Origin of the sequence: Cryptosporangium phraense (assembly GCF_006912135.1) — a bacterium.
Taxonomy (GTDB): Bacteria; Actinomycetota; Actinomycetes; order Mycobacteriales; family Cryptosporangiaceae; genus Cryptosporangium; species Cryptosporangium phraense.
Genome location: NZ_VIRS01000015.1, coordinates 44,718 through 57,102 on the forward strand (window position 1 = coordinate 44,718; position 12,385 = coordinate 57,102).

The following is a 12,385-nucleotide window of genomic DNA, read 5'->3' on the forward strand; positions in this document are numbered from 1 at the left end:
CCCGCGGCACCCGTGCCACGAACCCACTGCCGGCCGCCACGGCCGCTTCCCGACCGCCGCAACCCGCCGCCCCGCGGCGGTCGCCGGCCAAAGAAAAAGCGATTAGAGGGCCGCCTCGACTTCCTCGCGGGTGCGGGTCGGGTCGGGCGCGGTCGGTGCGGTCGTGGCGACCGGCGCGGTCGAACCGGCCGCGACCCGCGCCTGCGCCGCGCGAAACTCCCGCAGCGGCACCTGCACCCCGTTCACCGCCGCCTTCAAAACCCGACGCCGAAGCCCCACTACCACCGCGCTCGGCCGCTGGTACAGCGCCAGTTTCTGCGCCCACTCGGGCAGCAGATCCCGAGCCGCCCAGTCCATGAACTCACTCCCCGGCTGCCACGGCCGCACGCCGTTCCCGCGCAGATTCGGCCCGGTCCCGAACGCCTTGATCGGGGTGACCGCCAGCTTCGGCAGGTACGACTCCAGGCAGTCCAGCGTCTCCTGCTTGGTCGTCGGCAGACCGGTACCCCCCAACGCCTCGCCGACCCGGACGAACTCGCCGTAATAGCGGTCGATGTCGGGCAGCGGCGACGCGTGGTAGCGCTCGTGCGCGGTCGCCAGCCCCCACACGACCGTCGCGTAGTTCCAGCGCAACCAGTCCGGGTCGTCGGCGTCGTAGCGCACGCCGTCCGGGCGGACGCCCTTCACCGTGTGGTGCATCGCCCGGACCGTGCGGGCCAGCTTCTCCGCGGTCTCGGTCGTGCCGTACGCGGTGCCGATGAAGAACGAGACCGAGTGCCCGAGCCGCACCGCCCCGCCCTCCGGGTCGATCGCCCCGGTCGGCACGCCGTCGGCATCCCGGGCGACCAGCCGCGAGTGGTCGTACCCCATCCAGCTGATGCTCGGGTCGAGCCCCTCGATGTAGGCCGCGGCGACCAGCCCGAGGATCAGCGCCGGCGTGTGCGAGTGCACGTACCAGACCGCGCTGCCGGGCCCGAACCAGCCCGGGTCGCCGGCCGGCTCGCGGAACTCGAGGTTGCGGAAGAACTTCGTGCGGATGTCGGCGTCGAAGCCCTGCTCGAAGCGCGTCGCGAGGAAGTTCGCCATCGGAGGCCTCCGGAGGATTCTGGATACGGCCGTAGCCAGAGTAAGCACCTGGCTACGGCCGTGTCCAGACTTGATAGGCTCCCGGACATGACCCGATGGGCAGGCGTCCCCGCTGACCAGCGGAAGGACGGCCGGCGCGAGATGCTGGTCGGAGCCGGGTACCGGCTGTTCGGCGACGAGGGCGAGTCCGCGCTCACCGTCCGCGCCGTGTGCCGCGAGGCCCACCTGCACACCCGGTACTTCTACGAGAGCTTCGCCGACACCGCCCAGCTGCTCGGCGCCGTCTACGACGAACAGGCGGTCGCCCTCGGCGACGTCCTCGCGCGGGCGGTCGAGACCGCCGAGGTGAGCGCGCGTACGCGCGCGGGCGTCCGCGGGGTGCTGAGGTTCATCAGCGACGATCCCCGTCGCGGCCGGGTCCTTTTCGCGGACGCTCCGTCGCTGGCCGCTCGTCGCCGGGCCGCGGAGCAGAGCCTGTTGGACGGCCTGATCGCGATGAGCGGCCGCCCGCGCCTGGGGGTCCTGGTCGCGGCGACGATGTTCACCGGGGCGATGACGCAACTGGCCCAGCAGTGGGCCGACGGCCGCCTCGGCACCGACCTGGACGCCGTCGTCGACACCGCCGTCGACCTCGCCCTGGCCCTCCAGACCAGAGCGACTCAGCCGAACGTGAACGCGTAGGCCTCGGCGCCGGCCGCCTCGAACGTGATCTCCAGCGTGCGCTCCCGAACTTTCCCCGCCGACCGGGTCAGCTGGTACAGCCGCCCCTCGCGCAGCACCCCGGACCCGTCGGCGTCCACGTCGGCCCCGGCCGCCGGCCCCGGCGGCGCGCCGTCGATCGTCACCCGGAAACCGATCGGCTCACCGGTCCCGGCCAGCACCGCGTGCGCGTCCCGGGCCGAGAACCGGAACGCGATCCCGCCACCCGGCCGGACCAGCGCGACCCGCTCGGGCCCGAACGTCCACTCCCCCGACAGCGCCCAGTGGTTCCCGCCGAGCACGGTCGGAAGCCGATACACGGCCGGCTCCGGCCCGGCGTCCTCGGGCGACGCGAACCGCTCGCCGCGGGCGTACCCGAGGTACGTCTCGGGGGTCTTCAGCTGACGCCAGTCGGCCGCCGCCTCGACCCCGGCCCCCTGCACGCCCGGCGCGACCGGCGGCCGGTTGACGTGCAGGAGCCGCTGGAGGACCCGCTCGGACTGTTCGTACCGCCCCTCGCCGAAGTGCTCGTCGTGGATGACCCCGTCGCGGCCGGCGAAGTACAGCGCGGGCCAGTACCGATTCCCGAACGCCTTCCAGACCGCGTAGTCGTTGTCGACCGCGACCGGGTAGTCGATCCCCCGCTCCGCGACCGCGCGCCGGACCCCGTCGATCTCGTGTTCGAAAGAGAACTCGGGCGTGTGCACGCCGAGGACGACGAGCCCGTCGTCGCGGTAGGCCCGCGCCCAGGCGCGGACCCAGGGCTCCTGCCGGAGCCAGTTGATACAGGTCAGCGTCCAGAAATTGACCAGGACGACGTGGTGGCGCAGGTCGGCGGGCGTCAGCGGCTCGGTGTTCACCCAGGCCGACGCCCCGGCGAGTGAGGGTAACGGCACGCGTTCCGACATTGCCTCACGGTAGCGAACCGGGGCTCATCCGGGCGATCGCTGCGCCGATAGAGAGGCATGAGGGGACGACGGTCGGTCGTGGCGCTGATCGTGGTCACGCTGGCCGGCCAGGTCGCCGGCCTGGTCGACCACGATCTGCACGACGTGACGTTCGGCGTGTCCCTGCTCGTCCTCGACGGGCTCGGGCTGGCCTACAGCATCCGGGCGGCCCGGCGGTCGGCGACCCCGCGGATCTGGGCGCTCGCGGCGGCCGGGCGGGGCCTCTCGCTGCTGACCACGGTGCTGTTCGCCGTCGACGCGGTCACACCCGGACTCGGCTGGTGGTACCTCGCCGTCTGCACCGGGCTGGCGATGTTCGCGACGCTGAGCGCCGCGAGCCTGGCCGTGACGACCGAGCGGCTCGACCGGCGGCACCGCTGGGCGTTCATCGCCGAGGCGGCCACGGTGCTGAGCAGCGCGTTCATCGTGGCCTGGTACTTCGTGCTGGACCCGGCGCTGAGCGACAGCCCGTCGCGGCACTGGCTGTTCGACCTCGGCTACCCGTTCGGGAACCTGGTGTTGCTGGCCGCCGTGTTCGCGGTGCTGCTCCGAGGCGTGATCGCCCGGCTCACGCCGTCGGTCGCGGTGCTGCTCGGCGGCATGCTGCTCTACGCGGTCGGCGACATCGCGTTCTCGGCCGTCCGGATCCACGGGCAGCAGGCCAGCGACAACGTGCTCGCCGCGGCCGCGCTGGTGGTCGCGTCGCTGCTGATGACGATCGGCGCGATGGAGGAGCGGTCCCGGGCGGCCCGGGGCCGGGCCACCACGCTGTCCCGGATGCCGGCCTGGTCGACCCACCTGCCCTACGTCGCGGTGGCCGTCGGGAACCTGATGATGCTGGTCGCGACGATCCGCGAGAACGACTTCCAGCTCTGGGGCGGGCTGGTGATCGGCCAGACCGTGATGACCAGCGCGCTCGCCGTCCGGCAGCTGATCAGCCTGCGCGAGAGCAGCGAGCGCAACGTCACCGACCCGCTGACCGGGCTGGCCAACCTCACCGGGCTGAGCGAGGCCACCCGGCGGGCCGTGCAGCGCCGCGAGCCGATCGCGCTGCTCCTGCTCGACCTCGACGGGTTCAAGCAGATCAACGACCACTACGGCCACGAGGTCGGCAACGCCGTGCTGGTCGAGTTCGCCCGGACGCTGCGCACCGCGATCCGCAGCGACGACACCGCGGCCCGCGTCGGCGGGGACGAGTTCGTCATCCTGCAGACCGGCGTCACGACCGAGAGCCAGGCCGTCGCCCTGGCCGAACGGGTGCTGTCCGCGCTCGCGGACACCCGGGTCCGGGAGGGCGACGACCTGATCGCGATCCGGACCAGCATCGGGCTGGCCGTCCGCGAGTCCGACGACAGCCCGCAGGACCTGCAGCACAAGGCCGACCTGGCGATGTACGAGTCGAAGCGGGCCGGGTCACACGGCTGGAGGGCCTACGACGCGTCGATGACCGACCGGCGCAACCGGGACGCTCTGCTCGCCGCCGAGCTCGAGCACGCCTGCGCGTCCGGGGAACTCTCGGTGCTCTACCAGCCGATCGTGGACCTCACCACAGGCGACGCGGTCGCGGTCGAGACGCTGCTGCGCTGGCACAGCCCGGCGCTCGGGGCGGTGCCGCCGACCGAGTTCATCCCGGTCGCCGAACGCAGCGGGGCGATCCACGAGATCGGGCGGTGGATCCTCGGGCAGGCCTGCCGCCAGGTCCGGCGCTGGGCCGACGCCAGCGGCGGGCAGATCGTCTACGTCACGGTGAACGTGTCACCGCGCCAGCTCGAGGATCCGACGTTCATCGACGACGTCATGGCGATCGTCGAGGGCAGCGGGTTGCCGCCGGACAAGCTCGTCCTGGAGATCACCGAGACCGCGATCGTCGACCAGCGGACCGCGATCCCGGTGCTCACCACGCTGCGCAAACGCGGGGTTCGGATCGCGATCGACGACTTCGGCACCGGCTACTCGGCGCTGCACTATCTGACCCGCCTGCCGGTCGACGTCCTCAAGATCGACCGGACGTTCGTCGGGCAGCTCAACGGGACCCGGCAGGGGGCCGCGGTGACCGAGGCGATCATCCGGCTCGGCCAGATCCTCGGGCTGACGATCGTGGCCGAAGGCATCGAGACGTCCGCGCAGGCGACCGAGCTGCAGGCCCTGGGGTGCGCGCTGGGCCAGGGCTACCTGTTCTCGCGCCCGGCCGACGCGGCGGACCTGGACGCGATGATCACGTCCGCGCCGCGCCGGGAGTCACCCGCCCGGGCGTGACTCGACGTGGATCCGGATGCCGCCGGCCCCGTCGACCCAGCCCTTGGCGGTGGCGTAGGCGATCATCTGGTCGAAGCCGGCCCGCCAGCCGGTCTCGGACGCGACCGGCCCAGCCATCGTGGCCAGCGTCTCGGCCGGGACGACGAGGTGGTCGCGGTCGATCCACCGGCCCACCCGCGCGGCCGAACTCTCCGCGCCGGGATCTTCGAGGATCAGCGAGAGGGTCGTGAAGTCGCGGGGAGCATCCAGCGATACACCCGCCGATGAGGCGCGAACGAGCACAGGGCACCTTCTTTCCGCAATGAGCGGATGAAGTATGCCAGGGCGGGAAATCACCGGAGGAGCGCAGTGGCCACGAGAATGACCACCGGCGCGAGAAACGTCGTGATCAGCACGGTCTCCCGGGCCAGCCGGGCCGCGACGCCGTAGTGCGCGGCCCAGACCGCGACGTTCTGCGCGGCCGGCAGCGCGGCCAGCACGACCGCGGCGTAGACGGTCGACTCCGGCTGCCCGAGCGTGAGCAGCCAGGCCAGCACCGGCCGGGCCAGGGACACGCCGACGATCAGCGCCAGCGGTCCCCGATCGCCGTCCCGGCCCGGCCACGAACTCCCGACCAGCGACATTCCGAACGCCAGCAGCACGGCCGGCACCGCGACCCCACCCAGGATCCGCACCGGCTCGGCGACGACGAACGGCACCGGCACCCCGGTCGCCGCGACCACCAGCGCGAGCACGGTCGCGACCAGCACCGGGTTCGTGACGATCGACCGGACCCGGTTCGCCCCCCGCAGCTCCAGCACCGAGAGCGCCACCGGTGACTGCACCGCCAGCTGGACCAGGATCAGCGGCGCCACCAGGGCCGCGTTCCCCAGCACGTAGGACGCCACCGGGATGCCGAGGTTGCCGAGGTTCGGAAAGCCGCTGGCGATCGTCCCCATGACCCGGACCTCGCCGCGCCACCGGCGCACGACCGCCACCACGACGAACACCGCCATCGCGGCCAGGCAGGTGACCAGCGGAACGACCGCGGTCGGCGCGGTGAGCAACGACGGGTCGGCATGGGTGACGGTCGTGAACAGCAGGCACGGGGTCGCCACCGAGACCGCGAGCCGGGCGAGCACCGGTTGCGCGGACGAACCGAGCGTTCCGCGCCACCCGAGGACGTAGCCGACCGCGATCAGCACCCCGATCGCGGCGAACCCGGAGAGGGCGCCGCTCACCGCAAGTTCACACCGGGGACGTTAACCGGCAAATCGCGAGAGTCCTCGCCCGAGAGACCGACTTCACGACACCAAGCGCTTGCTAGGCTCACAGCCATGAACCCCGAGCTGACCAGTGGGGAGTTCTGGGGCACCGACCCGCACCCGGCGCTGACCTGGTTACGCGAGAACGACCCGGTGTACTGGGACGCCTCCGGCGGGGTCTGGGGACTGACCCGCTACGCGGACGTCCGCGAGGCCTCCCTGCACCCGGAGCTGTTCTCGAACGCCGGAGGGATCCGGCCCGAGTCCCCGGCGACGCCGATGATGATCGACTCGGACGACCCCCAGCACGCGTTGCGCCGCCGGCTGATCAGCAAGGGGTTCACGCCCCGGCGGGTCGCCGACCTGCGTCCACGGATCGACGAGGTGGCGCACGCGCTGCTCGACCGGGTGTGCGGGCGCGGCGAGTGCGAGTTCGTGAGCGCGGTCGCGGCCCGACTGCCGCTGATCGTCATCGGCGACCAGCTGGGCGTCGCCCCGGAGGACTACGACGACCTGCTGCGCTGGTCGGACGACATGATGGCGGTGCAGGGCCAGCGCGCGGATCCGGCGCGGGCCGCGAAAATGGTCACCGCGATGGCCGAGTCCCGCGCGTACTTCGGCGACGTCTTCGCCGACCGCCGGGCCAACGGCGGCGACGACCTGATCGGCGTGCTCGTGCGAGCGGAGGTGGACGGACACCGCCTGGACGACGAGACGCTGTACTTCGACTCGCTGCTGCTGCTGATCGGCGGCGACGAGACGACCCGGCACGTGATCACCGGCGGCCTCTACCAGCTGCTACGGAACCGCGACCAGTGGGAACGGCTCCGCGACGACCGGTCACTGCTCCCGGGCGCGATCGAGGAGGCGCTGCGCTGGGTCACGCCGATCCGGAACATGGCCCGGACCGTGACGCACGACCTCACGGTTCGAGGAAAACACCTGAAGCGGGGCCAGAAGGTGCTCCTCCTCTACCCCAGCGCCAACCGCGATTCCCAGGTCTTCGACGACCCGTTCACGTTCGACATCACCCGCGCTCCGAACCCGCACCTGGCCTTCGGCCTCGGCACCCACTTCTGCCTGGGCAGCTCGCTCGCCCGGCTGGAACTGACGTCGATTTTGACCGCGCTGCTCGACCGCTTCCCCGACCTTCACCTGCGCGACGAGACCGAGCCCGCCCTGCGTCCGGCGATCTTCGTCAGCGGCTACGAGGAACTGCCCGTCCGCTTCACGCCGACCGCCCCGGCGCGCGCCTGACCGTCTCGATAGCCGACGCGATCCGGACACTCAATTCGCCGTCGTCGGCGCGCACGAGCCCGGCGAGGACGTTCACGGCGAAACGGCTCGCGATCTCCTCGACCGACTGCGGGCCGTCGGGCCGGTACCAGGTCCAGGCGTAGTTGCACATGCCGAAGATCTGCAGCGCCGACATCCGGGCATCCGCGGTGTGCAGTACCCCCCGCTGCACACCGTCGCGCAGTATCCCGACGACGATCTCGGTGTACCCGGTGCGCTGCTGCCGGACGTAGTCGTTCAGCTCGCCGTCGAAGTACCGGACCAGCTCGCGCAGGCAGGCCAGGCTGGCCGCCCGGTCGTCCCGGTGCGCGGCGAGCAGCGCGTAGATCATCGCGACCAGCCGTTCGACCGGGTCGCTCAGCTCGGCCAGCACGAACTCGGCCTCGGCGAACCGCCGCCCGAAGTACGCGACGTGCACCTCCCCGAGCAGCGCCTCCTTGCTGCGGAAGTGGTGCACGATCGTGCCTTTGCTCAGCCCGAGTTCGGCCGCGACGTCGCCCAGGCTCGTGTCCGCGTACCCGCGCGCGGCCACGTGCTCGGCGAAGACCTGCAGGATCGCGTCGCGCGAGTTCTTCCGGGCCATGCGACACATCCTACGGCCCCTTGCTGACCGTACGGGCGGTCAGTTACGGTCCGAGGGTGACGACACTCGGCACGAGAATCGACGCGGGCAGTGACCAGTTCGCCCGCAACGCCGAGGGACATCGGGCACTCGTCGCCGATCTGAACGCCCAGCTGGCGACGGCCCGGCTCGGTGGCCCGGAGAAGTCCCGGATCCGGCACGTGGAGCGCGGCAAGCTGCTCCCCCGCGACCGCATCGACACGCTCGTCGACCCGTCGTCGCCGTTCCTGGAGCTCTCGCCGCTGGCCGCGCACGACCTGTACGGCGGCGACGCTCCGGCGGCCGGGATCGTCACCGGCGTCGGCCGGGTCTCCGGCCGGGAGTGCGTGATCGTCGCGAACGACGCCACGGTCAAAGGCGGCACCTACTACCCGATGACCGTGAAGAAGCACCTCCGCGCCCAGGAGGTCGCCCTGCACAACCGGCTGCCGTGCCTCTACCTGGTGGATTCCGGGGGCGCGTTCCTGCCGAGACAGGACGAGGTGTTCCCCGACCGCGACCACTTCGGCCGGATCTTCTACAACCAGGCCCAGCTCTCGTCGAAGGGCATTCCGCAGATCGCCGCCGTGCTCGGCTCCTGCACGGCCGGCGGGGCCTACGTCCCCGCGATGTCCGACGAGGCGGTCATCGTCCGCAATCAGGGGACGATCTTCCTGGGTGGGCCGCCGTTGGTGAAGGCGGCCACCGGTGAGGTGGTGACCGCCGAGGAACTCGGCGGTGGTGACCTGCACGCGCGCACCTCCGGCGTCGTCGACCACCTGGCCGACGACGACGCGGACGCGCTGCGCACCGTGCGCTCGATAGTGTCGACGTTCGGGCCGCGGGTCTCGCCGCCCTGGGAACGGATTCCGGTCGAAGAACCGGTCGTCGACCCGGCCGAGCTCTACGGCGCGGTCCCGACCGACCCGCGGATCCCCTACGACGTCCGGGAGGTCGTCGCCCGGGTCGTGGACGGCTCCCGGTTCGAGGAGTTCAAGCCGGACTACGGGTCGACGCTGGTCACCGGGTTCGCGCACGTCTTCGGGCACCCGGTCGGGATCGTCGCGAACAACGGCGTGCTGTTCTCCGAGTCGGCGATGAAGGGGGCCCACTTCATCGAGCTGTGCGACCAGCGCGGGATCCCGCTGGTGTTCCTGCAGAACATCACCGGGTTCATGGTCGGGCGGGAGTACGAGGCCGGGGGCATCGCCAAGCACGGCGCGAAGATGGTGACCGCGGTGGCGACGACCCGGGTGCCCAAGCTCACGGTCGTGATCGGCGGGTCGTTCGGCGCCGGGAACTACGCGATGTGCGGCCGGGCCTACGCGCCCCGATTCCTGTTCATGTGGCCGAACGCGCGGATCTCGGTGATGGGCGGCGAGCAGGCCGCGACCGTGCTCGGCACCGTGGGGTCCGCCGACCCGGCGGCGATCCGGGAGCAGTACGAGACCCAGGGGCACCCGTACTACTCGACCGCCCGGCTCTGGGACGACGGGGTCATCGATCCGGCCGACACCCGCATGGTGCTGGGCCTCTCGTTGTCGGTCGCCGCCAACGCGCCGCTGGCGGACCCCGCCTTCGGCGTCTTCCGGATGTGAGGGGCCCGATGTTCTCCACGGTGCTCGTGGCCAACCGAGGTGAGATCGCCGTGCGCGTGCTGCGCACGCTCCGGCGGTCGGGGATCCGCTCGGTCGCGGTCTACTCCGACGCCGATCTCGACGCTCCCCATGTGGACGCCGCTGACGTGGCCGTTCGTCTGGGGCCGGCACCGGCGGCCGAGTCGTACCTGTCGATTCCCGCCTTGATCGCGGCGGCCCGGAGTACCGGAGCGGACGCGATCCACCCGGGGTACGGCTTCCTGTCCGAGAACACCGAGTTCGCGGCCGCGTGCGAGGCGGCCGGGATCGTGTTCATCGGGCCGCCGGCGTCGGCGATCGAGGCCATGGGCGACAAGATCCGGGCCAAGCAGACCGTGTCGAAGGCGGGCGTCCCGGTGGTGCCGGGGTCGGACGGCTCCGGGCTGTCCGACGCGGAGCTGGCGTCGGCGGTGGAGTCGATCGGTTATCCGGTGCTGCTCAAGCCGTCGGCCGGTGGCGGCGGCAAGGGCATGCGCGAGGTGCACCGGGCGGCCGATCTGGCCGGCGCGCTCGCGAGTGCCCGGCGCGAGGCGACGAGCTCCTTCGGAGACGACACGCTGCTGGTCGAGCGGCTGGTGACGACCCCCCGGCACATCGAGATTCAGGTGCTGGCCGACCGGCACGGCAACGTGGTCCACCTGGGCGAGCGGGAATGCTCGCTGCAGCGGCGGCACCAGAAGATCGTCGAGGAGGCGCCGTCGCCGTTGCTGTCGGCCTCCCAGCGCAAAGCCATGGGCGCGGCCGCCTGCGACGCGGCCCGGTCGTGCGGGTACGTCGGCGCGGGCACGGTGGAGTTCATCGTCGCCGGAGACCGGCCCGACAACTGGTTCTTCATGGAGATGAACACCCGCCTCCAGGTCGAGCACCCGGTGACCGAGGAGGTCTACGGCGTCGACCTGGTCGAACTGCAGCTGCGGATCGCGGCCGGCGAGCCGTCGCCCTGGCCCGCGGTTCTCGAGCCGCGGGGGCACGCGGTCGAGGTGCGGGTGTACGCCGAGGACCCGTCGGCCGGGTTCCTGCCGACCGGCGGACGCGTGCTCGCTCTGCGATCGCCGGCCGGCGTCCGGGTGGACTCGGGGATCGCCGCGGGCAGCGTGGTGGGGTCGGACTACGACCCGATGCTGGCGAAGATCATCGCGTCCGGGTCGTCGCGGGCCGAGGCGCTGCGACGCCTGGACGCGGCCCTGGCCGACACCGTGCTGCTCGGCCTGGGCACGAACGTCGGGTTCCTGCGGGCGCTGCTGGCCGATCCGGACGTGCGGGCCGGAAACCTCGACACGGGCCTGGTGGGGAGGCGTCTCACCGAGCTGACCGCGGTGAGCGTCCCGGAGGACGTCCTCGGAGTCGTCACCGGGGTGGCGCTGCTCGACCTGGAGCCGGACGATCGCGCGGCGGCCGACCCGTTCGACCTGCCGGGCGGCTGGCGTCTGGGCGACCGCGCCTGGGCCACCCGCCGCCTCACCGCGTCCGGCGCCGATCCGGTCGAGGTCCGCTACCGGGGCCGTGCGTCGGACGCCGAACTGGTCCTCGACGGCGGCCGTCCGACCCGGACGAACACGGTCGCGGGCGCCGAGGGGCGGGTGCGGCACACGCAGGACGGGGTGACCCGGTCGTACGTGGTCGCGCGGGACGACGCCGGGGTGCTGTGGGTCAGCCGCGACGGGTACGCCTGGGCCGTCCGCGACCGCGAGGCGCTCGACGCGGATGCCGCCGCGACGGCCGGATCCGGCGGCCCGGTGCTCTCGCCGATGCCCGGCACCGTGACCGTGGTGGCGGTCAGCGAGGGTGAGCGGGTCACCGCCGGCCAGACGCTCGCGGTGGTCGAGGCGATGAAGATGGAGCACGTCCTGACCGCCCCGGTCGACGGCGTCGTGGTCGACCTCCGGGCCCGCCCGGGCGCGACGGTAGCGAAGGACGCCCCGCTGCTCACTCTGGAGACGTCGGCCTAGAACAGGTCGGCGAGGCGGACGTCGGCCAGGGTCGGGAGTCGCAGGTCGGCGTCGGCGAAGTCGTGACCGACGGTCACCGGGCCGGGGACCGCGACGCAGCGGAGGCCGGCCGCGCGAGCGGCGGCGACGCCGGTCGCGGAGTCCTCGATCGCGACCGTCGCGTCCGGGGACACGCGCAGGCGGGCCAGCGCGGTCAGGTACAGGTCGGGGGCGGGTTTCTTCCGCTCGGCGTCGTCGCGGGAGACGATGGTGGCGAACGAGTCCAGGAGCCCGGCTCGCCGCAGGTGCGGCCGCACCCAGTCGGCGCTCGCGCTCGACGCGACCGCGGTGGGGACGCCGGCCTCGGCCGCCTCGGCCAGCAGTTCGCGCACGCCCGGCAGCACCGGGAGCTCCGCACTGGACTCGCGCAGCCGGGCCCGGACCCGCACCGCGAACTCGCCGGGGTGGACGGCGGGCCCGAGGAGGGCCAGGACCCGCTCGGGGGCGAGGCTCGTCGAGCCGACCGCGGCCGCGAACGCGACCTCGTCGAACGGGAGCCGGAGGGCACCGCACTCGTCACGCCAGGCCCGGACGACCGCGGACTCGGTGTCCATGATGACGCCGTCGAAATCGAAGATCACTGCACGCTTCGGCACGCCTACCGGCTGCATATGAACCTGTCGCAATCCCG

Annotated in this window: 11 protein-coding genes; 5 read left to right on the forward strand and 6 right to left on the reverse strand. The window is 72.3% G+C overall.

Annotated features, from left to right (window positions below):
- Positions 1 to 102: 102 nt before the first annotated feature.
- Positions 103 to 1,086, reverse strand: a complete 984-nt coding sequence (locus FL583_RS21090) for an oxygenase MpaB family protein (protein ID WP_142706430.1) — start codon at positions 1,084 to 1,086, stop codon at positions 103 to 105.
- A gap of 87 nt (positions 1,087 to 1,173) precedes the next feature.
- Here FL583_RS21090 and FL583_RS21095 point away from each other — a divergent pair, with 87 nt between their 5' ends.
- A complete protein-coding gene (locus FL583_RS21095; RefSeq protein ID WP_142706431.1) occupies positions 1,174 to 1,767 on the forward strand; it encodes a TetR/AcrR family transcriptional regulator in 594 nt (197 codons plus the stop codon).
- On the opposite strand, the gene FL583_RS21100 is transcribed toward FL583_RS21095, so the two are convergent.
- The gene (locus FL583_RS21100; protein ID WP_142706432.1) at positions 1,746 to 2,693 is read right to left on the reverse strand and encodes a thioredoxin family protein; all 948 of its coding nucleotides are present in this window, start codon (positions 2,691 to 2,693) and stop codon (positions 1,746 to 1,748) included. The two genes, FL583_RS21095 and FL583_RS21100, sit on opposite strands and share 22 nt — an antisense overlap.
- 57 nt (positions 2,694 to 2,750) lie before the next feature.
- Between FL583_RS21100 and FL583_RS21105 the strand changes: the two genes are divergently transcribed.
- The gene (locus tag FL583_RS21105) at positions 2,751 to 4,988 is read left to right on the forward strand and encodes a putative bifunctional diguanylate cyclase/phosphodiesterase (RefSeq protein ID WP_142706433.1); all 2,238 of its coding nucleotides are present in this window, start codon (positions 2,751 to 2,753) and stop codon (positions 4,986 to 4,988) included.
- Here FL583_RS21105 and FL583_RS21110 read toward each other — a convergent pair.
- Entirely contained in the window at positions 4,971 to 5,270 is a 300-nt protein-coding gene (locus FL583_RS21110; RefSeq protein ID WP_142706434.1) for a hypothetical protein, read from the reverse strand. The two genes, FL583_RS21105 and FL583_RS21110, sit on opposite strands and share 18 nt — an antisense overlap.
- A gap of 50 nt (positions 5,271 to 5,320) precedes the next feature.
- Positions 5,321 to 6,208, reverse strand: a complete 888-nt coding sequence (locus FL583_RS21115) for an AEC family transporter (protein ID WP_142706435.1) — start codon at positions 6,206 to 6,208, stop codon at positions 5,321 to 5,323.
- 96 nt (positions 6,209 to 6,304) lie between these two features.
- Here FL583_RS21115 and FL583_RS21120 point away from each other — a divergent pair, with 96 nt between their 5' ends.
- Positions 6,305 to 7,489, forward strand: coding sequence for a cytochrome P450 (locus tag FL583_RS21120; protein WP_142706436.1), 1,185 nt, complete (start codon positions 6,305 to 6,307; stop codon positions 7,487 to 7,489).
- On the opposite strand, the gene FL583_RS21125 is transcribed toward FL583_RS21120, so the two are convergent.
- Positions 7,461 to 8,111, reverse strand: coding sequence for a TetR/AcrR family transcriptional regulator (locus FL583_RS21125; RefSeq protein ID WP_170323778.1), 651 nt, complete (start codon positions 8,109 to 8,111; stop codon positions 7,461 to 7,463). The two genes, FL583_RS21120 and FL583_RS21125, sit on opposite strands and share 29 nt — an antisense overlap.
- 56 nt (positions 8,112 to 8,167) lie before the next feature.
- On the opposite strand from FL583_RS21125, the gene FL583_RS21130 reads away from it, so the two are divergent.
- Both FL583_RS21130 and FL583_RS21135 read left to right on the forward strand, forming a co-directional pair.
- Positions 8,168 to 9,727: a carboxyl transferase domain-containing protein gene (locus FL583_RS21130; RefSeq protein WP_142706438.1), complete on the forward strand. Its 1,560-nt coding sequence runs from the start codon at positions 8,168 to 8,170 to the stop codon at positions 9,725 to 9,727.
- A gap of 8 nt (positions 9,728 to 9,735) precedes the next feature.
- Entirely contained in the window at positions 9,736 to 11,715 is a 1,980-nt protein-coding gene (locus FL583_RS21135) for an acetyl/propionyl/methylcrotonyl-CoA carboxylase subunit alpha (protein WP_142706439.1), read from the forward strand.
- On the opposite strand, the gene FL583_RS21140 is transcribed toward FL583_RS21135, so the two are convergent.
- Positions 11,712 to 12,350 carry an HAD family hydrolase gene (locus tag FL583_RS21140; protein ID WP_170323779.1) on the reverse strand — a complete coding sequence of 213 codons (639 nt, stop codon included), beginning with the start codon at positions 12,348 to 12,350 and terminating at the stop codon, positions 11,712 to 11,714. The genes FL583_RS21135 and FL583_RS21140 overlap by 4 nt on opposite strands.
- Positions 12,351 to 12,385 lie beyond the last annotated feature (35 nt).